Source organism: Peribacillus sp. NJ11, assembly GCF_030348405.1.
In the GTDB taxonomy this organism is placed as follows: domain Bacteria; phylum Bacillota; class Bacilli; order Bacillales; family DSM-1321; genus Peribacillus.
Map to the genome: position 1 here is coordinate 2,864,007 of NZ_JAUCFO010000001.1, position 25,963 is coordinate 2,889,969.

At 35.4% G+C, this 25,963-nt stretch carries 24 protein-coding genes; 21 read left to right on the top strand and 3 right to left on the bottom strand.

The window, feature by feature from the left end:
- The first annotated feature begins 39 nt into the window (after nucleotides 1-39).
- From QUF86_RS14105 to QUF86_RS14170, 14 genes are all read left to right on the top strand, one after another.
- A complete protein-coding gene (locus QUF86_RS14105) occupies nucleotides 40-807 on the top strand; it encodes a tyrosine-protein phosphatase (RefSeq protein ID WP_289334679.1) in 768 nt (255 codons plus the stop codon).
- 270 nt (nucleotides 808-1,077) lie between these two features.
- Nucleotides 1,078-1,953 (top strand): UTP--glucose-1-phosphate uridylyltransferase GalU, encoded by an 876-nt coding sequence (gene galU, locus QUF86_RS14110; protein WP_289334680.1) that lies wholly within the window; start codon nucleotides 1,078-1,080, stop codon nucleotides 1,951-1,953.
- 73 nt (nucleotides 1,954-2,026) lie between these two features.
- Complete coding sequence (locus QUF86_RS14115) at nucleotides 2,027-2,662, top strand: sugar transferase (protein WP_421157112.1); 636 nt, start codon at nucleotides 2,027-2,029, stop codon at nucleotides 2,660-2,662.
- 19 nt (nucleotides 2,663-2,681) lie between these two features.
- Complete coding sequence (gene wecC / locus QUF86_RS14120) at nucleotides 2,682-3,953, top strand: UDP-N-acetyl-D-mannosamine dehydrogenase (RefSeq protein WP_353957660.1); 1,272 nt, start codon at nucleotides 2,682-2,684, stop codon at nucleotides 3,951-3,953.
- Nucleotides 3,954-4,007: 54 nt separating this feature from the next.
- The gene (locus tag QUF86_RS14125; RefSeq protein ID WP_289334682.1) at nucleotides 4,008-4,751 is read left to right on the top strand and encodes a WecB/TagA/CpsF family glycosyltransferase; all 744 of its coding nucleotides are present in this window, start codon (nucleotides 4,008-4,010) and stop codon (nucleotides 4,749-4,751) included.
- Nucleotides 4,752-4,788: 37 nt separating this feature from the next.
- On the top strand, nucleotides 4,789-5,844 hold the full coding sequence (locus tag QUF86_RS14130) for a glycosyltransferase family 4 protein (protein ID WP_289334683.1): 1,056 nt from the start codon (nucleotides 4,789-4,791) through the stop codon (nucleotides 5,842-5,844).
- A gap of 84 nt (nucleotides 5,845-5,928) precedes the next feature.
- Complete coding sequence (locus QUF86_RS14135) at nucleotides 5,929-7,146, top strand: hypothetical protein (protein ID WP_289334684.1); 1,218 nt, start codon at nucleotides 5,929-5,931, stop codon at nucleotides 7,144-7,146.
- Between the two features lie 250 nt (nucleotides 7,147-7,396).
- Nucleotides 7,397-8,374, top strand: a complete 978-nt coding sequence (locus QUF86_RS14140) for a glycosyltransferase family 2 protein (protein ID WP_289334685.1) — start codon at nucleotides 7,397-7,399, stop codon at nucleotides 8,372-8,374.
- A 90-nt stretch (nucleotides 8,375-8,464) separates the two neighbouring features.
- The gene (locus tag QUF86_RS14145; protein WP_289334686.1) at nucleotides 8,465-9,541 is read left to right on the top strand and encodes a polysaccharide pyruvyl transferase family protein; all 1,077 of its coding nucleotides are present in this window, start codon (nucleotides 8,465-8,467) and stop codon (nucleotides 9,539-9,541) included.
- Between the two features lie 257 nt (nucleotides 9,542-9,798).
- On the top strand, nucleotides 9,799-11,196 hold the full coding sequence (locus tag QUF86_RS14150) for a lipopolysaccharide biosynthesis protein (RefSeq protein WP_289334687.1): 1,398 nt from the start codon (nucleotides 9,799-9,801) through the stop codon (nucleotides 11,194-11,196).
- A 144-nt stretch (nucleotides 11,197-11,340) separates the two neighbouring features.
- Nucleotides 11,341-12,483, top strand: coding sequence for a non-hydrolyzing UDP-N-acetylglucosamine 2-epimerase (wecB, locus tag QUF86_RS14155; protein WP_289334688.1), 1,143 nt, complete (start codon nucleotides 11,341-11,343; stop codon nucleotides 12,481-12,483).
- Between the two features lie 658 nt (nucleotides 12,484-13,141).
- The gene (locus tag QUF86_RS14160) at nucleotides 13,142-14,716 is read left to right on the top strand and encodes a glycosyl hydrolase family 28-related protein (RefSeq protein WP_289334689.1); all 1,575 of its coding nucleotides are present in this window, start codon (nucleotides 13,142-13,144) and stop codon (nucleotides 14,714-14,716) included.
- Between the two features lie 213 nt (nucleotides 14,717-14,929).
- A complete protein-coding gene (locus QUF86_RS14165) occupies nucleotides 14,930-15,061 on the top strand; it encodes a YwzD family small protein (protein WP_289334690.1) in 132 nt (43 codons plus the stop codon).
- Nucleotides 15,058-15,543 carry a VanZ family protein gene (locus tag QUF86_RS14170; RefSeq protein ID WP_289334692.1) on the top strand — a complete coding sequence of 162 codons (486 nt, stop codon included), beginning with the start codon at nucleotides 15,058-15,060 and terminating at the stop codon, nucleotides 15,541-15,543. Before QUF86_RS14165 ends, QUF86_RS14170 begins: the two co-directional genes overlap by 4 nt.
- 925 nt (nucleotides 15,544-16,468) lie before the next feature.
- Here QUF86_RS14170 and tagU read toward each other — a convergent pair.
- Entirely contained in the window at nucleotides 16,469-17,398 is a 930-nt protein-coding gene (tagU, locus tag QUF86_RS14175) for a polyisoprenyl-teichoic acid--peptidoglycan teichoic acid transferase TagU (RefSeq protein ID WP_289315569.1), read from the bottom strand.
- A 154-nt stretch (nucleotides 17,399-17,552) separates the two neighbouring features.
- On the opposite strand from tagU, the gene QUF86_RS14180 reads away from it, so the two are divergent.
- The 4 genes from QUF86_RS14180 to QUF86_RS14195 all read left to right on the top strand — a co-directional run bounded on the left by QUF86_RS14180 (nucleotide 17,553) and on the right by QUF86_RS14195 (nucleotide 20,136).
- Complete coding sequence (locus tag QUF86_RS14180) at nucleotides 17,553-18,341, top strand: hypothetical protein (protein WP_289334693.1); 789 nt, start codon at nucleotides 17,553-17,555, stop codon at nucleotides 18,339-18,341.
- A 3-nt stretch (nucleotides 18,342-18,344) separates the two neighbouring features.
- Entirely contained in the window at nucleotides 18,345-18,722 is a 378-nt protein-coding gene (locus QUF86_RS14185; protein WP_289334694.1) for a GntR family transcriptional regulator, read from the top strand.
- Nucleotides 18,719-19,411: an ABC transporter ATP-binding protein gene (locus QUF86_RS14190; protein ID WP_289334695.1), complete on the top strand. Its 693-nt coding sequence runs from the start codon at nucleotides 18,719-18,721 to the stop codon at nucleotides 19,409-19,411. The genes QUF86_RS14185 and QUF86_RS14190 overlap by 4 nt, the downstream gene beginning before the upstream one ends.
- Nucleotides 19,412-19,653: 242 nt before the next feature.
- On the top strand, nucleotides 19,654-20,136 hold the full coding sequence (locus QUF86_RS14195; RefSeq protein WP_289334696.1) for a hypothetical protein: 483 nt from the start codon (nucleotides 19,654-19,656) through the stop codon (nucleotides 20,134-20,136).
- Nucleotides 20,137-20,642: 506 nt separating this feature from the next.
- Here the strand turns inward: QUF86_RS14195 and QUF86_RS14200 are convergent.
- The gene (locus QUF86_RS14200) at nucleotides 20,643-21,914 is read right to left on the bottom strand and encodes a replication-associated recombination protein A (protein WP_289325838.1); all 1,272 of its coding nucleotides are present in this window, start codon (nucleotides 21,912-21,914) and stop codon (nucleotides 20,643-20,645) included.
- A gap of 509 nt (nucleotides 21,915-22,423) precedes the next feature.
- Nucleotides 22,424-22,636: a nuclease-related domain-containing protein gene (locus tag QUF86_RS28610; RefSeq protein ID WP_353957661.1), complete on the bottom strand. Its 213-nt coding sequence runs from the start codon at nucleotides 22,634-22,636 to the stop codon at nucleotides 22,424-22,426.
- A 441-nt stretch (nucleotides 22,637-23,077) separates the two neighbouring features.
- Between QUF86_RS28610 and cymR the strand changes: the two genes are divergently transcribed.
- The 3 genes from cymR (at nucleotide 23,078) to mnmA (ending at nucleotide 25,849) form a co-directional block, all read left to right on the top strand.
- On the top strand, nucleotides 23,078-23,497 hold the full coding sequence (gene cymR / locus QUF86_RS14205) for a cysteine metabolism transcriptional regulator CymR (protein ID WP_034308657.1): 420 nt from the start codon (nucleotides 23,078-23,080) through the stop codon (nucleotides 23,495-23,497).
- Between the two features lie 61 nt (nucleotides 23,498-23,558).
- The gene (locus tag QUF86_RS14210) at nucleotides 23,559-24,704 is read left to right on the top strand and encodes a cysteine desulfurase family protein (protein WP_289334697.1); all 1,146 of its coding nucleotides are present in this window, start codon (nucleotides 23,559-23,561) and stop codon (nucleotides 24,702-24,704) included.
- A 29-nt stretch (nucleotides 24,705-24,733) separates the two neighbouring features.
- The gene (mnmA, locus tag QUF86_RS14215) at nucleotides 24,734-25,849 is read left to right on the top strand and encodes a tRNA 2-thiouridine(34) synthase MnmA (RefSeq protein ID WP_289315576.1); all 1,116 of its coding nucleotides are present in this window, start codon (nucleotides 24,734-24,736) and stop codon (nucleotides 25,847-25,849) included.
- The last annotated feature ends 114 nt before the right edge of the window (nucleotides 25,850-25,963 follow it).

The following is a 25,963-nucleotide window of genomic DNA, read 5'->3' on the forward strand; positions in this document are numbered from 1 at the left end:
TTAAGTAGGTTAAAAGAATCAGGGAAAAGAGGTGGAGGTATGATAGATATCCATTCCCATATATTACCTGGGGTAGATGATGGTGCTAAATCGATTGAGGATAGTTTAGAGATGGCGAGAATGGCGGTTTCAGAAGGTATACATAAGATCATTGCTACGCCGCATCATATGAATGGTAAATATGAAAACCGGAAACAAGATATCATACACAGAGTGGCAGACCTTAATGCCGCATTAAAAGCGGAAGCCGTCCCATTGGAAGTACTGCCAGGACAAGAAACAAGGATATATGGAGAGATTTTGAAAGACTATGAACTAGAAGAAATCATCACCTTGAATGATGGAGGAAAGTTTCTTTTCATTGAACTGCCATCGGCACATGTCCCGCGCTATACGGAACAATTGCTCTCAGATATACAATTCGAGCGTCTGACACCGATTATCGTCCACCCAGAACGAAACCAGGAATTAATCCAAAATCCGGATCTTTTATACAAGTTTGTGAACAACGGAACACTTACCCAGGTAACTGCTGCCAGCGTTTCAGGTGCCTTCGGAAAGAACATACAAAAGTTTTCGATGCAATTAATTGAGTCTAATCTAACACATTTCATTTCATCAGATGCTCATAACATCACAAGTCGAAGCTTCAAAATGAACGAAGCTTTTGATGTGATTGAAAAGAAATTCAGCGTGGATTATGTTGATCTTTTTCTAGCTAACGCGGAATTGTTAGTGGAAGGTAAAACGGTTTATAAAGAAGTTCCTGAGAAGATTAAAAAGAAGAAGTTTTTGGGGATTTTTTAATGTCCGAAACTTTATATGGTACTGAATCCGATTACTAATTTTCTGGAATCTTTATTTTCGGTGAATTCTAATAACGGGCAGATAGATTTCTTTTTTTTGAATGTTGCTAATTTTTAAATGAATAAAAAAATTATGGCATTTTATATATCGGATTAAAACTCTAAATGTTTAATCCTTTATGAATCATTAGGAATATACATAAAATTTATCGGCATCCAGATTAATACTTAATTTAATAAATGATCACGAATAACATGAGGGGGAAAAAAAATGAAAAAAGTAAAAAAAGCAATAATACCAGCAGCAGGGTTGGGGACAAGGTTCCTGCCAGCCACTAAGGCTATGCCCAAGGAAATGCTGCCTATCGTGGATAAACCAACCATTCAATATATCATCGAAGAAGCGGTTGCTTCAGGTATTGAAGATATTATTATTGTTACCGGAAAAGGTAAGCGTGCAATTGAGGATCATTTCGATAATGCCTTTGAACTGGAAAATAATTTAATGGAAAAAAACAAATTCGAATTACTAGAAAAGGTCCAAGCTCCTTCCAAAGTTGATATTCATTACATTAGACAAAAAGAACCAAAAGGTCTAGGCCACGCAGTTTGGTGTGCAAGAAAATTCATTGGAAATGAACCCTTCGCCGTTTTATTGGGTGATGATATCGTCCAAGCGGAAACACCTTGCTTAAAACAGTTAATGAATGAATATGATAAAACCTTATCTTCAGTCATTGGTGTACAAACCGTTCCTAAAGAAGAAACCCATCGTTATGGAATTGTTGATCCAAGCAACCAAAACGGACGACGCTACGAAGTAAATAACTTTGTCGAAAAGCCAGCAAAAGGGACAGCCCCATCCGACTTGGCAATCATGGGCCGGTACATTTTCACTCCTGAAATATTTATGTTCTTGGAAAAGCAAGAACTAGGAGCAGGCGGAGAGATTCAGCTGACAGATGCCATCCAAAAACTAAATGAAATCCAACGAGTTTTTGCTTATGATTTTGAAGGAAAACGATTCGATGTTGGAGAGAAATTAGGATTCATTCAAACAACGATTGAGTTTGCATTGAAAGATGAAAATCTTAAAGATGATGTTTTAGAGTTTATAGAAAACCTACTGAAAAAACAAAAGATATAAAAATAAATCAGAGTAAGGAGGAGCCAATTTGAAGGCTGTAGCAGTTGAGCAGAGAGTGGCGTCATCTGAACACATTTTAACAGCAGATCAAGTAAATGCTAATTTGAGCTATTTAAGAATGAAAAGATTAATTGATATTTTTGGATCAATTATTGGACTTATCTTACTATCACCCATTTTTTTGATTGTAGCTATTTTGATCAAATTAGAAGACCCAAAAGGACCTGTTTTTTTCAAGCAGGTTCGAGTAGGGAAAAATGAAACTGAATTTCAAATGTATAAATTCAGATCAATGGTTTCCGATGCAGAAGAGAGATTAAAAGAATTACTAGCATTAAACGAAGTCTCTGGGGCTATGTTTAAGATGAAGAATGATCCTAGGATTACGAGGGTTGGGAAATTTATTCGGAGAACAAGTATAGATGAATTACCACAATTGTTGAACGTATTAAAGGGAGAAATGAGTCTTGTAGGTCCAAGGCCTCCACTTCGTCGCGAAGTTGATGAATACTTACCCTTCGATAAACAGAGATTGCTAGTAACACCTGGATGTACAGGATTATGGCAAGTAAATGGTAGGAATAGTTTGGGGTTTGAGGAAATGGTTAAATTAGATATCTACTATATTTATAACCGCAATTTATTATTTGATATCAAAATAATCTTGAAAACCGTGAAATGCATGATTAACTCGGATGAGGCTTACTAAAAAAATGGAGATGATTAAATTGAATAAAAAAGTATGTATAGTTGGCTTGGGTTATATTGGTTTACCAACAGCTGCTGTATTGGCAGATAAAGGGTTTACGGTCCATGGCGTAGACGTTAATGAAGAGGCTATTAATTTAATAAATAATGGGGAAGTTCACATTTATGAACCAGACCTAGAAAAAGTTGTGAAAAAAGTTGTAACAGCAGGGAAATTGAGTGCTGATATTGAGCCAATAAAGGCTGATGTTTATATTTTAGCAGTGCCTACACCATTTAAAGAAAATCATAAGCCAGATCTAGCTTATGTTGAATCAGCAACGAAATCAATCATTCCGTATATTGAACCAGGGAATCTAATAATCCTTGAATCTACTAGTCCAATTGGTACTACTGAAAAAATTGTTGAATTGATATTAAATGAAAGAACAGATTTAAGTATTGATGAAAATAGCTCTAGTCAAATATATGTATCGCATTGTCCAGAACGTGTTCTGCCTGGAAAAATACTAAAAGAACTGATTGAAAATGATCGTATTGTCGGTGGCATAAATAAAATGTCCACGCAAAAGACCGCAGAGTTTTACGAATCATTTGTTGATGGTAAGGTCCTTCAAACAACTGCAAAGACTGCTGAATTATCAAAACTAACTGAAAACTCGTATAGAGATGTAAATATTGCTTTTGCAAATGAACTTTCAATGATTTGTGATGATTTAGATATAGATGTTTGGGAACTGATAAAATTAGCCAATCATCATCCTCGCGTTAATATTTTACAACCTGGACCAGGAGTAGGAGGACATTGTATTGCGGTTGATCCTTGGTTTATTGTTGATGCTGCACCGGAGAGAGCACAACTAATTTATACTGCCCGTAATGTAAATGATACTAAACCACAGTTTGTTATAGAAAAAGTAGAAGAAGCTATAAGTAAAATAATTAATCCGACAATTGCTTGTTTAGGGCTTTCTTTTAAAGCAAATATTGATGATTTACGTGAGAGTCCAGCTGTAGAAATTGTTTCTAAGGTAGCTTCATTAACAAAAAATATGGTTTATGTTTCTGAGCCACATATAAACGAATTGCCCTTAGACCTTCAAAAATTAAATATTAAACTTTCTAGTACAGAAGATGCACTAAGGCACGCAGATGTTGTTTTATTATTAGTTGAACATGATTATTTTAAATTAATTGATAGTATAAGCTTGGAAAACAAAGTCGTTATTGATACAAAGGGAATATTTCAAATTAATAATAAAGGTATAGAAATTACGTCCAAAGCAAAATAACACTTTTAGTTTGATTTGGTAAATTGAAGAATAAACCAATGGGTGAGGGATAATGTGAGAACAAGTAAAATATATGATTGTGAAATTGCTGCAATAAATATGAATGAGACTTTAAAAGTTGTAGGAGATATTATTGATAAAAAAGTCTATACTCAACATGTTGTGTTGAATGCAAGTAAAGTAGTTTTAATGAAAGAAGATCCCGAGTTAAAAAAAATTATTCAAGATTGCTCATTGATTAATGCTGATGGGCAATCAATTGTATGGGCCTCTAAATTATTAGGTTATCCTTTACCAGAAAGAGTAGCAGGTATTGACTTAATGGAAAGAATTATAGAGATGGCTTCAGAAAAATCTTATGGCGTTTTTTTCTTTGGAGCTAAAGAAGAAGTAGTGGAAAATGTTGTGAACCATTATAAGGAATTATATCCTAACTTAAAAGTTAGTGGTTATAGAAATGGTTACTTTACTGATGATGAAAATCCTGAGATAGTGGAGACTATAAAAAAATCGAAAGCAGACATTTTATTAGTAGCTTTTAGCTCCCCCCAAAAGGAATATTGGTTATCAAAATATGGAGAAGAAATGCAAGTACCGTTTGTAATGGGAGTAGGTGGGAGTTTCGATGTCGTTGCTGGTGTTACTAAAAGGGCACCTAAGTGGATGCAAAATTTAGGACTTGAATGGTTTTATAGGTTCACCCAAGAACCTGGTAGAATGTGGAAGAGGTATTTAGTGGGAAATACCAAATTTATTATTTATACCTTGGAAGAAAAATTTAAAATGTTGAAGGGATAAGTCCAACAACATATAAATGGAAATGGTGAAAAAGTATATGAAAGTTATTATGATAGGCTCGCATTTGCGAACAACGGGTGGTATTACAAGAGTAGTTAAGAATTACTTTCAAGCAGGATTAAACAAAAAAGTTGATTTAGAATATTTACCGACATATTTTGGAAGTAATCATTTTGTTAATATTTTTTACTTTTTTACAAAGTTAATAGGATTGTATATTAAATTGTATTTTCTCAATAAAAGGTATGATGTCGCCCATATTCACATGTCATATAAAGGTAGTTTCATTCGAAAGAAATATATAATTAATTTATTAAAAAACAAAAAAATACCAATAATACTGCACATGCATGGATCACAGTTTAAAGAGTTTTATGATCAAAGTGCCGACAAGAAAAAATCAGATATTTCTAATACACTGAATAAAGTTAGTATCATTTTAGCTTTAGGGACAGAATGGAAGGAATACTACGAAACGATTTGTCAAACTAAAGTTGTTTCTTTAGATAATGCAGTATTCCCCAAAAAATTAGATAGTGATGATTCTAATAATAGAATTTATATTACAACTATGGGTATATTATCGAATCGTAAAGGTACATATGATTTAATTGAAGTGGCCAATAAATTAAAAGGTACAATTGATCCTAAATTTAAATTTCTTTTAGCAGGCGACGGTGAAATAGAAAAGGTTAGAAAGAAAATTAATGAATTAGGATTAAATGATCTCTTTATTGTTCCTGGCTGGATTTCAAATGAAGACAAAATCCAAGAAATATATCAAAAAAGTGTTATTTATATACTTCCTTCCTATAATGAGGGAATGCCAATGTCAATACTTGAAGCAATGAGTTTTGGCCTACCTATTATATCTACAAAAGTAGGTTCAATTCCTTCTGTAATTATAAATAATGAAAATGGTTTCCTTGTTGAGCCCGGAGATATTCAAAATTTAGGTAATGCAGTTGAACAATTACTAAAGGATGAACAAATGATAGAGAGAATGGGAAACAATAATATTAATAAAATAAAAGAGCAATACAATATCCATGAATCTATTGAAAACATTGTTAAAATTTATTCACAATTATAGATAGCTTCCATTTTTGAGTATGAAATAATATTTATACTCAAAAATATAAAACTAATACATTAAATTAAGTTGAGAGGCAATAACATGATTTTGAAGGCAGTAATAGTATTGTCCATTTTTTCTAATTTGTTGGCAGAACATATTCCTTTTTTTACTAACTTTGATGAATTATTAGCAATAGTCCTCTTTTTTAGTGGTGTTGTGCAATTATTCATAAATGAGAAAAAAGGAGTAAATGTATTTACAAAGTTAGAAATTATAATATTTGCATTGTTTTTTATATTTGTATTTTTTGGAGTTTTTTCAAGTGCTTTTTATGATATTAAAAATACATTTGTCCTTAGCGCATATACTTTATTCGCAGACATTAAATATATGCTTATTTATTTCGGAATCCGTATTATTTATCAAAAAATTGATATAGAAAACATTGGGAATTTCTTAATTAAGTTAAGTGTTTTTTTCAGTTATATTTGTTTGGTTCTATTCATATTCAATGTTTTTTTTAACATTCTACCTTCTTTTGGAGTAAGATTTGGAATTAATAATATTGCATATGGGTTTGGTCATCCTGCACAATTCGCTGCATCTATAATAGTACTTACAACTTTTAATTTATATTTCAATTATGTTCTTTATGATAAAAAAGTTAATAAATTATATTTAATGATAAATTTATTTTTAATCTTCACAGCAGGAAGGGTTACATCTATCTCCTTTTTTATAGGGATTATTTTTATTTTAGTATTCCTCTTTTATTTTAAAAGGATATCAATAACTAGTTTAATAATTGCTATAATATCTATTTTCGTATTTGCGAGAGAGAGAATATCTAATCAGTTTTTTAATCCAAATGAAGCGAGAGGTGTATTATTAAGAACCTCAATAGAGATTGCTAAAGATAATTTCCCTTTTGGAGTGGGACTAGGTTTGTTTGGCTCTCATGCATCACGATTAAACTATTCTCCACTTTATTATCAATATGGATTATCTAACTTATGGGGTCTTTCACCACTTTATTCTATGTTTGTTACTGATTCCTACTGGGCTATGATAATAGGAGAGTATGGTTTTTTTGGGCTTATTACAAATCTAATTATTTTTATTTTGATAATAACTAATGTTTTAATATTGTCAAGAAAAGTATTGGGATTCCTTGCGGCAGTTCCTGTAATATATTGTTTAATTACAAGCCCAATAGATACATTAATTGTCTCGAATAGTATAGTTCAACTAATTCTAGCAACTACTTTGTTAGTTAATATTGAGCAGTCAAAAAACTCTTTATTACAAAACAAATAGTTTAATTAATAAAGGCAATTATGGGAATTTACGGTTTGCAAAAAGTAGATCGAAGTTATTTTCCTATTAAGATAATATAAAATCCTCCAAGGGTAGTATGTTTATTTTCCCCCAATTTATTATGCTAAAAGTTAGTCCAATTACTCGAAGGTTTTTTTATGTAAGAATATTATAGCAATCTACCTAAGAGTTTATTTTTTGATTTTTAGTGGAGTCTACCAAAGTAAATTTATATAAGAAAGGAAATATTATGATCCCTAAAGTAAGTATAATAGTGCCGATATATAATGTAGAAAAATATCTAGTACGTTGTTTGGATTCCCTAGTAAACCAAACTTTTAACGAGATTGAAATAATTTTAGTAAATGATGGGTCTACTGATAACAGTATTGATATAATTGAAGAATTTCAAAAAAAATATGAGTTTATAGAAGTAATAAATAAAATAAATGGAGGCTTAAGTTCTGCAAGAAATGCAGGGATAGAAAAGGCAAGAGGGGAATTTTTGTTATTTATTGATAGTGATGATTATATAGAATTAAATATGGTAGAAATGTTGTATAGTGCAGCTAGTACTTCAAATAGCGAAATTGCAATATGTAAATTTTCGTATGTGTACAGCAATAATAACGATAAAGAAATTAATACAAATGAAGACTATAATAAATATAAGTTTGTAAATAATAATCAATTAATTAAACTTTTTTTACTAAATATTGTATCAGGACACGCTTGGAATAAATTAGTTAAAAGGGAATTGTTTATAAAACATAATATAGAGTTCCCATACGGTAAGTATTATGAAGATGCACCTACTATGATGAAATTATTTAGTGTAGTTAATAAATGCACTCTAATAAATGATTCTTTATATAATTATCTACAACGAGAAGACTCAATTATTAAAAGTACAGATATTAAGAAAGTGAAAGATCATTTAAATAACTTAACTGAAATTAAAAATCAATTAAGTATTCAACAAAAAAATGAATTAAATCATGAAATACAATATTTTAGTATTAATCAACTCTTTTATAATTCATATTTATTATCCAAAATAGAAAATAAAGAAAACGTTCTTGAACATAAACCCTTATTAAAGAAAAATATTAAAACAATTGATTATATCTCTTTATTACGTATAAAAAGTCTAAGAGCAAAAATGAAAATTATATTAATGAAATCTTATACCTTTAATATTTGGTTTAAATTTGTAAAAAAAATCTAAATATCCTATTTATATTAGATATAAAAATGTGAAAAAATCTACATTATATGTGAAACAAAATAAAAAACATCAACTCTAGGAGTTTTAATCATGAATAAATTAAAAAAGAATGTTAAGAAATTTGTTCCAAAATCTCTGAAATATAAAGCATACTTCAATTTTGGAAGTAATTATTCTGCACGTTTTAGTAATATTAATAAACCGAAAGTTTTTTTAATGCTTGCAGGGGATTACGGTAATTTGGGTGATATAGCAATTACACAAGCTCAAAAAGAATTTATAAAGAAGACTTTACCTGAACATCATATAGTTTCCATAAATCTAAAAGATACATATAAAATGATTAGGACTATTAAGAAAATTATAAGACCCGTAGATTTAATTACCATTATTGGTGGGGGAAACATGGGGGATTTATATGAAGGATTTGAAAATTTAAGAAGAAATATTATTTCATCTTTCCCTAATAATAAAATTATTTCTTTTCCACAAACAATCGATTTCTCTAATACAAAAAATGGGGCAAGGAGTTTTGAAAAAACTATTAAACTATATAGCCGTCATTCGAACTTACATTTATTCGCAAGAGAGTCTACTTCATATGATATTATGAAAAAGTCATTCCCTAATACTATGGTCAGTTTGATACCTGATATTGTATTAAGTTTAAATGTAAGTAAGAAACAAGAATCCACAAGAGATGGAATAATCTTATGTTTAAGAGACGACTCAGAGGCACAGCTGAAATCTGACACTAAACAGAAAATAATTAGTACGATCAAAAATAAATTTAACAATGTTTCTTTTCAAGATACACACATTGGAAGAGATGGAGATTCAATAAGTTCTTTAAATGAGGAATTTAACAATTTATTAGAGAAGTTCTCAAATTCTGAATTAGTTATTACAGATAGGCTTCACGGGATGATATTTTGCGTAATTACAGGTACACCTTGTATCGTTATGCCTAATAGTAATCACAAAATTACTGGCACATATAATGATTGGCTTAAAGACGTAGAATATATATGTTTAATGACAGAAATTAAGGATATTGACTTATTTTTAAAAAATGTAAATATTATCAAGGGTATTGACACAACAAAGATAGAAATACCAAATCTTAATGAATTTTATGAATCGTTAGAAAAATCACTGAAATTTTAGGGGGATTAATTAACTATTATTTGGCCTTATTTCTATAAGTTTTCTTAATAATGATTAAAACGTTAAGAATGGAATATGGGTATATACTTACTGGCAAACAAAAAACGTAATTTTACTTCAATTTGACCAAAATTTTGATTTAATAATTAGAAATACGGAAGATCTATAACACAGAATTATAAATTTCAAAAGTAAAGTACTACTTAATTGTAGTATTAATGATCCATACATAAATCCAGTAAGGTTGTTAGGTGATTATGAACGTATACAAGAAATTAGTTAATAATTCTCTTATTTTTGCAATAGGGAACCTTGGCACAAAATTAATAATATTTTTACTTTTGCCGCTTTACACAACGTATTTAAAGAAAAGCGAATTTGGACTAGTAGATTTATTCACTACGACATTAAGTTTTTTAATACCAATTTTCACATTGAGTATTTTTGATTCAGTATTAAGATTTGCCATGGATAAAAATTATGATAAACAAGCAGTATTAATTAACTCTATAGTTGTTACGCTTGGTGGCTTTATTTTGTCAATTTTAATTTACCCTATTTTTATTAATATACTACCATTTGATGACTTAATATTATACTTTTATTTAATATTATTCTTTCAATCTATTAACGCAACACTTACACAATACGTAAGAGCTCAAGGGAAAATCAAACTATTTGCAATTAGTGGCATTATAAATGCTTTTACCTTATTATTTTGTAATATAGTTTTACTTGTGATTTATCAAATGGGCATTATCGGGTATCTTGTTTCATTAATTTTTGCTAATTTAATTACAGGTATATTTTTAATATATAAAGGGAAACTTAAACAAAGTTTCAAGGTAAGTAAAATCAATATTAAATTAACAAAAGAGATGCTTTTATATAGTATTCCTTTAATACCTAATGCTTTAATGTGGTGGGTTATGGGGTTGTCAGATAGATATATTATTACCTATTTTCTGGGTTTAAGCGCAACTGGTGTATATGCTGTAGCAAATAAAATCCCAAGTATATTAAATATGGTCAATTCCATCTTTTTCCAAGCGTGGCAGATGTCTGCAATTGAAGAGCATGATTCAAAAGATAAAGATAAGTTTTTTTCTAACGTTTTCAATATTTTTTCTATTGCTATGTTAGTTTCTGCTTCAATAATACTAGTAAATTTGAAACTAATTATGAAATTAGTTGTTGCAGATAATTATTTTGAGGCATGGAAATATGTACCTTTCCTGCTTTTAGGTGTTGTTTTTTCTAGTTTTTCAGGTTTTTTAGGTACAAATTATATAGCAGCTAAAAAAACAAAGGGTGTATTCAAAACATCTGTAATTGGAGCAATAATAAATATTATAATAAATGTTATATTAATCCCAAAAATAGGAATTAATGGGGCAGCCATTGGAACTATGGTAAGTTTTGCGGTAATTTGGATCTTACGGATTATTGATACGAAGTCTTTTGTAGATATAAGTATTAATTATAAAAAAATTATATTAACGTTTATTGTTTTGTTTATTCAAATTAAAATATTATATATGAGTTTAAACTTGGAATATATTATTCAAATATTTTTATTCCTAATTATTGCCTTGTTAAATTTAAGTGAAATTAAAATATTGATTAAAAGGATACTACTGAAACTTCAAAAATAAATAAAGAATATTAGTATTAACGTACTTGTATCAGTAGTAAATGTGCCCAAAAAGTTTGATTGGACTCATAGTTTCCATCATAAAAATAATTAAGGTAAGGAACTCGAAAAAGATGAATATTGAATTAAAGAGAGGGGCTTTTAAATGGACAATAAAATAAAGATAATGACAATATTTGGTACTCGGCCAGAAGCTATAAAAATGGCTCCTTTAGTAATAGAGTTAGAAAAAAATAATGAGATGATTGAATCTATCGTTACTGTTACAGCTCAGCATAGAGAAATGTTGGATCAGGTTTTAGAGGTTTTTAATATTAAGCCAGATTATGATTTGAATATTATGAAAGAGCGACAGTCTTTAACAGGAGTAACTATTGGTGCATTATCAGGTTTAGATAATGTAATGAAAGAAGTGAAACCGGATTTAGTCCTAGTACATGGGGATACTTCAACCACATTTGTAGCAAGTCTTGCTGCTTTTTACAATCAAATATCAGTTGGGCATGTTGAGGCAGGTTTGAGGACTTGGGATAAGTATTCTCCATACCCAGAAGAGGTTAACAGACAATTAACAGGAGTAATAGCAGATTTGCATTTTGCTCCAACCGGACAATCCAAAGAAAATCTAATATTGGAAAGTAAAGAGGAGAAAAAGATTTTTGTAACAGGTAATACAGCTATAGATGCCTTGAAAACTACAGTAATTTCTTCATATAAACATGACCTATTAGATAAGATAGGTTCAGATAGAATGCTATTGCTAACTGCTCACAGACGGGAAAACCTTGGAGAGCCTATGAGAAATATGTTTAAAGCAATAAAGCGCTTGTTAGAGGTGCATAGTGATTTACAGGTTGTATATCCAGTGCATCTTAATCCTGCCGTCAGAGAAGTTGCCGATGAAATACTAGGGAATGATGAAAGAATTCATCTAATTGAACCTTTAGGTGTTATTGATTTTCATAACTTTGCTTCACGTGCATTTATTATATTTACTGATTCTGGTGGTGTTCAAGAAGAAGCACCCTCTTTAGGAGTACCAGTTCTTGTTTTACGTGATAATACAGAAAGACCTGAAGGAGTCAAAGCAGGTACATTGAAGTTAGTTGGAACAAATGAAGATAATATTTATCAGGTTGCAAATGAGTTATTAGAAAATAAAGAGGTATATGATGATATGGCAAGAACAGCTAATCCATATGGTGATGGAAAGGCAGCATACCGTATTGTTCAAAATATATTATATTGTTTTGATAAAATAGATAGTCCTCCAATAGAGTTTGAATAAGTGAACTGTTAATTTTAAAGGTAGGGCATAGTAAATGACTTTATTAAGTAATTTGTAGTAATCGCTCAATCTAGGGCTTTAATTTGGCTCTTAATATTTAAATAGGGAGGACAAAGAATAGAATGTGAAAAAGTGTCAAGTAGGAGAATCGGCTTAAGTATAATCATCTATAAAAATTATCAAGACATAGGCTGGGAGATTTTAATTAGATTCTCGCTATTATATTATGCTATATATACATTTAGTTAAAGTCACGCTGTCGAAAAACTTATTCGACAGCTTTTATTTTAGAGAGTGTCCAAAAGTGGATTAGCTTTTGTAACTCTGGTTATTCAATATCATTATTCAGATAGATATTTAGTATTAATTTTACTTTTCGTAATTTTATTAGAATTTATTAAAAGTTAAACAGGCAATTTAATAACTCGATGATGTCTCAATAACTTAGTTTTGGTTTGATTTGATAAGTTGTTAGATTACCTGCAATAGGAGTTAATTATATTTTGCAAATTTAGTGTTATTTTCCACGATAAAATTATATTTAATATATTATTTTACATTAGTTTTATTGAATTAAAGTTTGCTTAATTATGAATTTTAATGACGATAATTTCTATCAGAAAGTGAATAGTTCTATGCTTTGAAAGGGTGATATACAATGAAACGAAGAAACTTTGTACGTAATATTTTTCTTTTTATATTTGCTCTAATATTTGGTTATACATTAAAAAAAGAGGGAGAAAGTATACTATTAGAACGAAGCGATTCTTCCATGGTAAAAGGAAAAGGCGAGGAGGCAATTGCTGATATAAAATTATTAGAAAAAGAATTGTTGAGTATTTCAAAGTGTTATGATGAATTGAATGTCAATATTTCAAAATATGGAGCAGTAGGGGATAATTCTACAGATAATGCTCCTTTTATTAACCAAGCTATATCTGACTTAAAAGAAAGAGGTGGTGGTATATTATTTATACCAGAAGGCTATTTTAGAATTAAAACACCTATTACAATATCTGCTCCAGGTGTTTATTTAAAGGCAGCAAGTGCCTATAAAACAAGAATTGTTGCAGATTCATCTTTTGTCGGAAATGAATTAATCCGTTTTGAGCAAGATGAAATTACTTTTAATAAAGGAATAGGGATAGATGGATTATATATAGATTGTAATAATGTAGCTGCAAACGGCATTACGGTTGTAAATGGATATGATCAATTATCATTTAGGAACGTGGAAGTTCGGAATTGTAATGATAAGTTTATAAATTTTAACTTTATTCAAAATAAATCGAATCAATTGGGTCAAACGGTACTTCTTGAAAATGCTATTGGAGATCATTTTGGAAATAAGTCTTTACAACCTATTTACTTTTTTGATAGATACCAAGAAATAAACTTAGTGGGTTGTAAAGCGTTTGCAAATAAAGCAAATAGTTCTCCTTTAAACAGAACTTCACGTGTTGGGGATGGGTTTTATTTTAAGGATTGTCGAGGGGTAACTTTAATAGGATGTTCTGCTGCCTTTGGAGAAAATGGTGTTGTAATTCACTCAAAAACCCGAAATATTGCTGGATTTACTATAGTAGGGCAAACTCATGAGCAAATCACGGGGTATGCAATCAAAACGGTTAATCCCAAAAAGCATTCAATAGAAAATATTACTTGTTTACCCATACGAAGAGAAGGAAGTACTGGTGGGTTTTTACTAAGAAAAGCAAGACAATGTACTTTATACACTTTGGATAACAATGTTGAAATAACTAACGGATCAGATCAAAATACAATTTTCACAACAGATAGGAGTAAGGTAATAAATAATGGAATAGGTAATAGTGTCGTGGGGCTTGCGAACGTAAATGTATCTGGATTTTCAGTAAATGATATGTTAAACGTTCAGAAAGGCTCCACTCCTTCTATCCAACTAGAAGTTGAAAAAGCAGATAAGAAAGCAAGAATTGTATATAATGCTTCTGATACAGAGGATAAAGGAATTTCAATTGATAAAATGGTAAGTGGGAGCTATGTAAAGCAAGTTGAGGTTTTAAATGATACTATTGTTTTCAAAGATACAACTAAAAACGCTTATGCCAGTATGACAACTAATATTGCAAATGACAATACAGGACTATTTTTAACGTATAGAGTTTCGGGTGTTAATTATTACAGACAAGTAAGAATAGGAGAGGTGGATAGCGGGGGTACAGGGTTCAGACAATTAATTATACCTAATTAATTTTGAATTTTCGATATCCAGAAGCTAACCCCTTTAATATTATGGATTTTTTTAAATTATTACCAGATGTGTAAAATCCTCCTCTTTTTATCTTGCCAATACCCATAATATATGTAATTATCAAATAAATGAGCTATATTCCTTATTTTTGAAAAAAGGATTAGGACAACAGTATGAAATGGTGGCTCAATTATATTGGAGTGGAAATTTCGAATGGATTTTTTTGATATTTTAAGAGACACTTTTGCAAAGGGAGAGTCTGGGCAGGATGTTACTGTAAATGAACTTGTGGATGAGCTTAAGGAGAAATTAGGTGGGATCATGGAGGAGCCTGATAGAGTATGATCCGAAATTACATATTCCCCGTTCTACTCATTTTATGGGCGATGCTGATCTTCTTTTTTTCCACGCAGACGTATGAGGAGCAAAGTGTTACCCCTTTTTTAGCGCAGTTCAATACTCCGTATTGGTATGATAAGCTAAGTGGCATTTCATTCATGTATGGAGGGGTTGAGGTGAGTGCCCATACTGCTGGAGTGAGTGGTTTTGTGGAGTTTTTCATTCGGAAGGGTGCCCATCTTTTTATCTTTTTTGTGTTTGGTTTATTGACGTTGGGTGTTTGGCGGAGTTTTGTAAGGAATCCTATTCTTTCTTTTTCAGGGGCTCTTATATGTGTCCTTTTTTATGCGAGTGCAGACGAACTTCATCAGAAACTAACGGGTGGCCGTACCCCTTTATGGCAGGATGTCATGCTTGACACATTTGGCGGTTTGCTAGGAATCTTCTGTTTTCTTTTCTTTTATCGGAGAAGGCGTCATAGAATCTAAGAAATCTTTTTCGGTACATATACGTAAGGAGCATGTCTACCAACATGCTTCTTTTTTGTCGTTATCCTTATATATAAATGAATGATAACCTGTGAGGGCGATGAGGTGAGGAGACAAAATAAGATTCCTATAGGAGTATCGGCGAGCTTGTATCATTTTTTGGGAAGTCCAGGGATATGTTAAGTTTTGAAGTGAAGCTTCGGTTTTCCGAACCTGCGGATGTGCAAAATCGGTCCAGCGCGAGCATATGGAAGTGCAGACCTTTCAGTATGATGTAGGCCAATTTAAGAAAGTGAAGAACTGGAGGCTGGATAAGGATGGGAGGCAGCATAAAACGGCCTATGAAATTCCAGTTACACAGGTCTTCAATTCTCGCTTTGGGATGTTTACATGGAACAAGATTGCTATGTCGTGAAAGAAAAAGGCGAATGGCGTTTGTTATGGGATCACCAGTTTGAATAGATTCCTCTCCTTTTTCAGGCTCGAGTTCGTTTTATTGAAAAGGGAGAGGCGATGCTCTCATATAGCGATGATAAGATCTACTTCTCATGAAACATATTTCATTCTTGAACGATCACTGATGGCTTTAAGAATAAACATTTTGTCCTGTGTGCTTAGCATAGCCCAGCTGCCTGCTTTGATTTTCATGTAAATCCGCTCCTTTTGTTTAGGATTGTTTATTATAGTTGATGAATGGTGGTTGATGGAATTCTGGGTCCATAGAATAATAGGTCTAGTGATTTAAAGGGGCAAGGGGAAGATGGAATTTTCAGCTCATATTAGATTATACCGTCTTTTCATGCCTAATAAACAACAAAAATTCCTACAAATCTCTACAATTGGTGTTCGTTTTTTGTCAGAATATTGGACGGGAAAAATGAAAAAGCTGTCAGGATGCGGGTCCGGACAGCTCTTTCATTTTTTCTTATTTGATGGATAATTGTTCTTTTAATTCGGATTGAACCTTTTCTTTTTGTTCATCCGACACAATATTATAGTAGACTCCGTCGATTTTCGTTCCATTTCCTGGAATAGTTGCTTGGGTTATGCTTTTGCTTGCGTCCCTGTAGTTCTTTTGGATGTCCATCATGTCATCAAACGTCAAATTCGTCTGGATATTTTTACTTAATGCAGCGAAGACATCATCGTATTTCGTCAATGATGAAAGGCTTGCGCCTTCCTTGATGACAGCTTCGATGATGGAACGTTGTCTGGATTGACGGCCATAATCACCATTCGGATCTTCATATCTCATTCGCGAATATTTAAGTGCATCTTCCCCATTTAGATTAATGCTTCCCTTTGCAAAATGGACGCCTTCATAGGTGAAGTCCAAATCGTTTTGGACAGTCACGCCGCCGACTGCGTCAACGATATCCTTAAAGCCTTCCATATTGATCTTCATATAATAGTCGATCGGGATATCCAGGAAATTCTCAACGGTATCCATGGACATTTTCGCTCCGCCGAAAGCAAATGCGTGGTTAATTTTATCCTGTGTACCATGACCGACTATCTCGGTCCGTGTATCACGCGGAATGCTAAGCATTTTTACCGATTTCTTTTGTGGATTGACTGTCAAGACGATCATAGTATCTGAACGGCCTTTGTCGCCATCACGTTCATCGACACCGAGCATGAGCATCGAGAATGGCTCCTGATCTGATAGTGCAAGGTCTTTGGTTCGTTTATCCGTGGTACGGTCTATTGGTGTATGCATCGTGTCAACGGTTTTTGTCAGTGAATTCCATACAGAGTAGGCAAAAGCTCCCCCTGCTAATATAAAAAGTAGGACAATTATACCGACTACCTTCAGCCATGTCCGTTTCTTTTTCTTCTTTTTTTCATGTCTCATATTTTACTTCCTTCCTCTTTTTGTAACCACATCATCTATTATATTTAATTTTAGTATAAAAGAATAGTATATTTTGTTATTTTATAATACCTTTGACATAATTTGGTGTAACTGTGTACTATGTAACTAGAACAATTATGAAGGGGTTGGGAAGTTGAATTCATTTAAAGGTTTAGTGCAAAAGGAGTGGTTGATTGGGAAATCCACACTTCTGTGGTTGTTGGTTGCGCAAGTCGGCTTTGTGTTCATTTCTTTTTTAGTATCCAAATTTTTGGAAGTTGCAGGTCTTTTTTATATGTGTACATGGGTGATCTTGTTCTTACAGCCATTTATTATGTTCTCTTTGATTTTTGGTTGTTTGAATTATGAGGGAAAGACGCAATTGTGGATTCACAATCCCCAGTCTGCAGCGATTTTGCTTGGAAGTAAATTATTGTCAAGTGTGCTGTTTCAAGTGGTTTCCATTTTATTTGCCAGCTGTTTAGTTATTGTGGCATTTAAGGTTCCGACTAGTTATTTTCAGCAAGACTTTCAGGTGGGAAATATTACAGAATTAGGTGGCTTGTTACAGATAGGCGGGGTTATGACGGCGGTTAGTATTGGCATAGCTGTGCTTATGATGTTTTTATGGGTAGTGTATCATGCACTCGCAAGGATTCAATTTATTAAAAATATTCGTTGGCTGTTAGTGTCTCTTCTGTTTATAGGAATGGTTTTGTTGAAAAATTGGGTTGGTCATACAATGGTATATCAGAAACTGGATGATATATGGGCTGTACCGGCTTTTAGCGGTTCGTCGTTTAGCTTGTCTCAAGCCAAGTTGGAGTTTTATATAGAAAGCGGGGGAAATATTTCGCTTTTGACAAGCGGGTTGGATGTTATTGGATTAGTGATATTGTTCCTCGCTTCATGTTGGCTGCTGGACCGAAAGATTGAGGTGTAAAGGATGCCAGAGGATTTTCATGCATCAAAGCCGATTTATTTACAGGTTGCGGATCGAATTTGTTATTCAATTGTACGGGGTGAAATAAAGAGTGGGGATAAATTGCCATCGGTCCGCGAAATGGCTGTCGAAATGGGTGTCAATCCGAATACGATACAGCGTACTTATAGCGAGATTGAGAGGGATGGAATTGTGGAGACGAGAAGGGGGCAAGGTACATTCGTTAAAAATGATTCGGCGCTGATGGCTTCACTGCGTACTCGGATTCAAACGGAAGTTATTGAGACATTCGTTGAGAACATGAAAGAAATTGGCTTGTCGAGAGAAGAAATGCTGACGGCGGTACAGCAATTTCTGAAGAAGCAGGGGGATGCGGAATGACAGTTGAGCTGCATGATGTAACGAAAAGGTATGGAAGCATTGCTGCCCTTGATGGTGTATCACTCACGTTTGAAGTGGGGAAGATTTATGGGGTGTTAGGAGCCAATGGTAGCGGTAAGTCAACATTGCTCAAACTGATTGCGGGTCTCGCGAAACCGGATCATGGTGAAGTGACGGTCGCTGGGATGCCGGTAAGCAGGAGGACAGCTTCTGTTGTTTCTTATCTGACAGAGCTTGATTTTTTCTATCCCAATTTTACGGCAGGTCAGTATATTGAATTTCATGCATCGCAGTTTGCTGATTTTAATCGGGATAAGGCAATTGAAATGCTGGCATTCATGAAATTGGATGACCGGAAGAAGGTCCGTACGATGTCGATAGGTAATCGGGGAAGGCTTAAATTAGTGCTAGCCCTTTCCCGTGAGGCACCGGTCATATTATTGGATGAACCATTCTCAGGGTTGGACGTTATGGTCAGGGAGTCGATTGTACGGTGCTTGCTGTCTTCTATCGATTTTGAAAGGCAAATGGTTATTATGGCGACTCATGAAATTGAAGAAATCGAGAACATCCTTGATGAAGTCATTCTGATTAAGGATGGCGAGATCATTTCCAAGGAAAATGTCGAGGACCTCCGCGAAAGTAGTGGGAAATCGGTGGTCGGTTGGCTAAAGGGACATCATAGCTAACATGAAGGGAAAAATGTAAAGTAGCTTCGATTCCGAGGCTATTTTTTTGTTTGCAAGGAGAAAAAACTTTGAGTCTAATTAAATTGACCAGGTAAAATTGAATCACCAAATATTCCCAAGAGAATGAAGTTTTACTTTAAAATGGGTGATAAGCAAAGTCCCTATTAGAAAGAAGGAGCATATATATGCAGTACGGATATCCCTAAAGAATAAATAAATAAATATTGGAGGTTAAAAAATAAATGGAATATTCAACTGAAAGTTCATCGTACGAAAGTGATTCAACGGAAAGCTCATCGTATGAGAGTGATTCAACGGAAAGCTCATCGTATGAGAGTGATTCAACGGAAAGCTCATCGTATGAGAGTGATTCAACGGAAAGCTCATCGTATGAGAGTGATTCAACGGAAAGTTCATCGTATGAGAGTGATTCAACGGAAAGTTCATCAGATGAAAGTAGTTCAACGGAAAGCTCATCATCAGATGAAAGTAGTTCAACGGAAAGCTCATCATCAGATGAAAGTAGCTCAACGGAAAGTTCAGCAGATGAAGGCAATTCAAATGAAATCCTTTCCGGCGAAATTGGTACAAATGAACTCACCGCAGAAGAAAATTCAGCTGAGGGACAAGAGAATGGCAGTCCTCGTCGTGTAAATGTATTTAAGAAAATGTGGCTGGAAAATATGATTAAAGCATCGAAGGGTATCTATAAAGAAGAAGATTGACCACACAGGTACAGCAACCAAAAAGTTGTTGTGCCTTCTTATGAAAGTGGACATGCCGCTAGCAATCGCAATTGACATATCCTTTTATTGGATACGAGGAAACCTAATTTTTCTGCGGCTAAAAGTGCGCGGATTGCAGTCTGCAATAATCTAAGATTAAATGCTGTAAAAGTTATCGGGCTAGAATCATATATTGAAATGTTGTTTCTGCCCTTGATGCGGACTAATTCCCGGGGAAAATTGTCCAAGTAAGGCGATTCAAAGGGAATTTAGCCTAAGCGTTCCGGTTTTTAACTAAGAAAGTCCTAGCCGGAGCGTTTGGCTGACAGGTGTACATACAAACCAATAAACTGGTCGTTCTCAATTTAGTTATGCATCCGCAGAATATTGGAATGAGTAATAAGGTTGATGAATGCTCATGAGGAGGCGGTCTTTGTCAATCTGAGGAATATTAAAAGTTTTCATTTCCCACAATAAAAAAACTCCGGGTCTGAAGTGATCCGGAGTTATTTCTTTTTCTCGATATTTTCATAGACCGAGGCAAGGGCTTGTTCAAATTTTCCGCTCTTTTTAGGTTTGTAATATTTTTTGCTGCGCAGTTTGTCCGGTAAGTATTGCTGCTTCACCCAGCCATTCTCGTAGTCATGCGGATAAAGGTAGCCGATGCCGCGTCCGAGGTCAGTGGCGCCTTTGTAATGGGCATCCTTGAGATGATCTGGTACATCTCCACTATGGCCGCTGCGAATGTCGGACAGAGCTGCATCAATTGCGACAATGGCCGTATTCGATTTCGGTGATAGGCATAACTCGACCACTGAGTTGGCAAGTGGAATCCGGGCTTCAGGAAACCCAAGTCGTTCAGCGGCTTCGACGGCAGCGAGTGCCCTGGGACCAGCCTGGGGATTGGCAAGACCTATGTCTTCGTAGGCAATGACCACCATGCGGCGGGCAATGCTGACAAGATCACCGGCTTCGACCAATCGCCCCAAATAATGAAGGGCTGCATTCACATCACTTCCGCGAATTGATTTTTGGAATGCCGACAGAACATCATAATGGGCATCTCCGTCCTTGTCATGTGAGAAGCTTTTTTTCTGCATGCATTCCTCGGCAATTTGCAGATCTATATGAATCGTTCCGGACTCATCGGTTTCGGTGGAAATGACGGCGAGTTCAAGAGCGTTAAGGGCACTGCGGACATCTCCGTTGGAAGCAGTCGCGAAATGGGTAAGGGCATCAAGGCTGACATCGGTTTTATACGCACCAAGCCCCCGTTCTTCATCATGAAGTGCCCGTTCCAGAGCTTTGGTTATATCATTGGTTTCCAATGATTTGAGCTCGAAAATCTGGCACCGGCTTCTGATGGCCGGATTGATTGCATGATAGGGATTGCTGGTCGTTGCACCGATCAAGGTGATCATCCCGTTTTCAAGATAAGGCAATAGGAAATCCTGCTTTGCCTTATCGAGTCGATGAACCTCATCAAGCAGCAGAATCACTTTCCCGGACATCTTAGCCTCGGCTGCCACGATTTCCATATCCTTTTTATTATTGGTCACCGCGTTCAGCGTCCGAAAAGCAAACTTCGTGCTTCCTGCAATCGCACTTGCAATCGATGTCTTGCCAATTCCCGGCGGACCATACAAAATCATGGAAGAAAGCTGCTTGGCTTTCACCATCCTTGCGATAATTTTTCCTTCACCGACCAGATGCTCCTGCCCGATGATCTCATCAATCGATCGAGGCCGCATCCGGAAAGCAAGCGGTTTAATATTCATTGCGCACCTCTCCTTTTTATATAAGGTATCACAACTGATAGGGGAAATGCGCTGATTATGGTGTAAAAGAGAGCGAATTCTTAATATAGTAGTCCGTTTGGGGATTTAATTTGTGCTATAGTTCGATAAATCGACCTACCGGGGCAATAATCCGTCCTAAAAAGAATTAATTCGACCTGCCAGCAGAATAATCCGACCTACCAGGGAATAATTCGATCTATCCTTCTAAGAGAGAATTTAATAGATAAACTCACCCTCTAGTATGGCCGGAAAGATTCAATTTCAGTGAAAGTAATAGTTTTTTTGCACTGGATGGGGATTGGAGTTGGACGAAGTTTCGAAATTCGCTGTTTGTAATTGTAGGTTTAACGAGGTATAGATAATCATAAATTGCCGAAATGTGAGCATCAAGGGAAATATCCAAACAGGTACGGCAAATCCACTTTTTTAATTTTCGCTCCATGGTAAATGCAGAACACTTAAAGATTTCACCAGCCATGTTTTTGACTTCAAGGATTAAAAGGAAAGAGGATGTGGATGTCCATTTGGAAGGGAAAAGGTGATCCAAATAGACGGAGGTCATGAAAGAGTAGATACTCTTTTTCAGGAAGGGATTTAAGAGATTGGAAGACTCTGTATTCACCGTTGTATCCTGCCTTGATTTTTTTGATATCTGCAATTATTGCAGGTTGCCTCGCATGTCCGGGAGGTAAGTGTCTCATCAGAGCAGAGCTTCTAGCATGTCTATCTTAAAAGGCATCTTGCAGTTTTTAATGATCATGATAACCACTCCTTATAGATTTAAGTGAAGTATTCTCGGTTAATAAAGTGATTTCCGTATTTGGTGAAAATAAATGTGGCATGGAACGAACTTTTGTATTAAATCGATCTAGGGCCCAATAATCCGGCCGTCCGAGCGGGAAATTCGACCTATCCCCACTATCCGACCGTGCGTACGAATAATCCGTCCTAACCCAAAATTCCGTCTACACCGGAAAAAAATCCGTCATCCGATCGGTTACATTTCATTCTTTTTTGCATTTTCCTACCTTTCCAATTAGGATAATTTGACAAATGAAGGGCGGGTGAATGCATTTCCGGCGGGAATATGCTATAATTTCAAAAGAATTTAGAAACGGATAAATAATTTGAGGTGTATATGTATGAAGATATCTACTAAAGGCCGTTATGGTTTAACGATCATGATCGAGCTTGCTAAACATTATGGAGAAGGCCCGAAAAGTTTGAAATCGATTGCCCAGACGCATAATTTGTCGGAGCATTATTTGGAGCAGTTGATTGCGCCGCTTCGTAATGCAGGGTTGGTGAAGAGTGTCCGCGGTGCTTATGGCGGGTATGTCTTGTCTAAAGATCCTCAGGAGATCACTTCGGGTGATGTTATCCGCGTATTGGAAGGGCCGATTACCCCGGTTGAAGGCATTGAGGATGAAGAGCCGGTTAAGCGCCAGCTTTGGATCCGGATTCGCGATGCTGTGAAGGATGTATTGGATAATACGACGCTTATGGATTTGGCTAGCTACAAGGATACGGGTGAAATCGATTCTTATATGTACTATATTTAAGTGATTAGCAATGCGCCTATTATGTAGGCGCTTGCGTTTTTTTAATGGAGGCGACAAAAAAGTGGACAGAATATATTTAGATCATGCTGCGACTTCACCGATGCATCCGAATGTGATCGATAGGATGATGGTAGTCATGAGCCATGACTTTGGCAATCCGTCGAGCATTCATGCTTTCGGGCGGGAGGCGCGCCATGTTTTGGATGAAGCGCGTTCGAGTATTGCTACGAGCATAGGTGCCGGGCGGAATGAAATCATTTTCACGAGCGGTGGAACCGAGGCAGATAATACGGCAATCATTGGTGTTGCCAATGCTTATAAAGAAAAGGGAAAGCACATCATCACGACAGAGATTGAGCATCATGCGGTCTTGCATACGTGCCAATTCCTTGAGAAGTCTGGCTTTGAAGTCACATATTTACCTGTGAATGAAGCGGGGCTTATTTCAATTGCCGATTTAAAGGCTGCATTGCGGGACGATACGATTTTGGTTTCGGTCATGTTCGGCAATAACGAGGTTGGAACGATCCAGCCGATTGCTGAAATTGGACAGCTGCTCAAGGGGCATCCAGCCATTTTCCACACGGACGCAGTCCAGGCATATGGTTTGATCCGTATTGACGTTCGTGAGTTGGGGGTGGATTTGCTGAGTGTATCAGCACATAAAATCAACGGTCCCAAAGGAATCGGCTTTCTATATATGCGTGAAGGTTTGAAGCTGAATCCGCATTTATATGGCGGGGAACAAGAACGCAAACGCCGTGCAGGTACGGAGAGTGTGCCGTCAATTGCTGGTTTTTCAGAAGCTGTTTTACTTGCACAAAGCTCGATGGAAGAGAAAACGGAGCAATACAAGCGATTTAAAGACGTATTGCTTGCCGTCTTTGATGAGGCGGATGTACAATATGAAATTAACGGATCTATGGAACAGTCGCTGCCACATGTGCTGAATGTTAGTTTTCCGGGTACGAATGTGGAATCGATGCTCGTCAATATGGACTTGGCAGGTGTTGCGGTATCGAGCGGATCCGCTTGTACAGCCGGGTCAATCGATCCGTCGCATGTACTAGTGGCGATGTTTGGGAAAGATTCGGAGCGGACGAAGAATTCGATTCGTTTCAGCTTCGGTTTGAACAACACGGAAGAGGACGTCAGGCAGGCAGCTGAAACCACCGTTAAAATCGTTCAAAGATTAGTGGGAAGATAATTCCTTCTTTAAATAAATGAGGTGACAGAATGAATAAAGCACCAAAGGACACCCGCGTCGTCGTGGGCATGTCAGGAGGCGTGGATTCTTCTGTGTCAGCCCTGCTATTGAAGAATCAAGGCTATGATGTGGTCGGGATTTTCATGAAGAACTGGGATGATACAGATGAAAACGGAGTTTGTACGGCAACGGAAGATTACAATGATGTAATTGCCGTATGTAATCAAATCGGTATCCCTTATTATGCGGTCAATTTCGAAAAGCAATATTGGGATAAAGTTTTCACTTATTTCTTGGATGAGTATAAAGCGGGCCGCACTCCGAATCCGGATGTAATGTGCAATAAGGAAATCAAGTTCAAGGCATTTCTTGAACATGCGGTAAGTCTTGGTGCTGACTATGTGGCTACAGGTCATTACGCACAGGTTGAATACCGGGATGGCGAATACAAAATGCTTCGCGGTATCGATAATAATAAGGATCAAACGTACTTCTTGAATCAACTTACTCAAGAACAATTGGAAAAAGTCATGTTTCCGCTTGGACATATTGATAAGAAGGAAGTCCGTGAGATTGCGAAAGAAGCGGGTCTTGCTACGGCAACGAAAAAAGATTCTACAGGCATCTGTTTTATCGGTGAACGTAATTTCAAAGAGTTTCTAAGCAATTACCTTCCAGCTCAGCCAGGAGATATGGTCACGATGGATGGCAAGGTCATGGGCAAGCATGACGGATTGATGTATTACACCATCGGTCAGCGTCACGGTCTGGGGATTGGCGGCAGCGGCGATCCTTGGTTTGTTGCGGGTAAAGACTTGAAACGCAATGTTTTATATGTGTGTCAAGGGTTTGATAATGATGTGCTGTATTCCAATTCGCTTCGTGCAGTGAATGTTAGCTGGGTAGCGGAACATATACCTGCGGATGAATTTACATGTACGGCAAAGTTCAGGTACCGTCAAGAGGATAGCGGTGTTAAGGTGAAGGTCTTGGAAAATGGTGATGTCGAAGTCATCTTTGACGAGCCAGTCCGCGCGATCACACCTGGACAAGCAGTCGTATTCTATGATGGTGAAGTGTGCCTTGGTGGCGGTACGATTGATGAGGTATTTAAAAAAGGTGAAAAACTGACTTACGTAGGGTAAAATAAGCATGTCCCCAGCTGTGTTTGCGGTTGGGGACTTCTTTTGGATTGCGGGTGTGCTGTCTGAATTCGACTACTGTTATGCTATACTTTTTAATATAAAAATGGAGTGTGA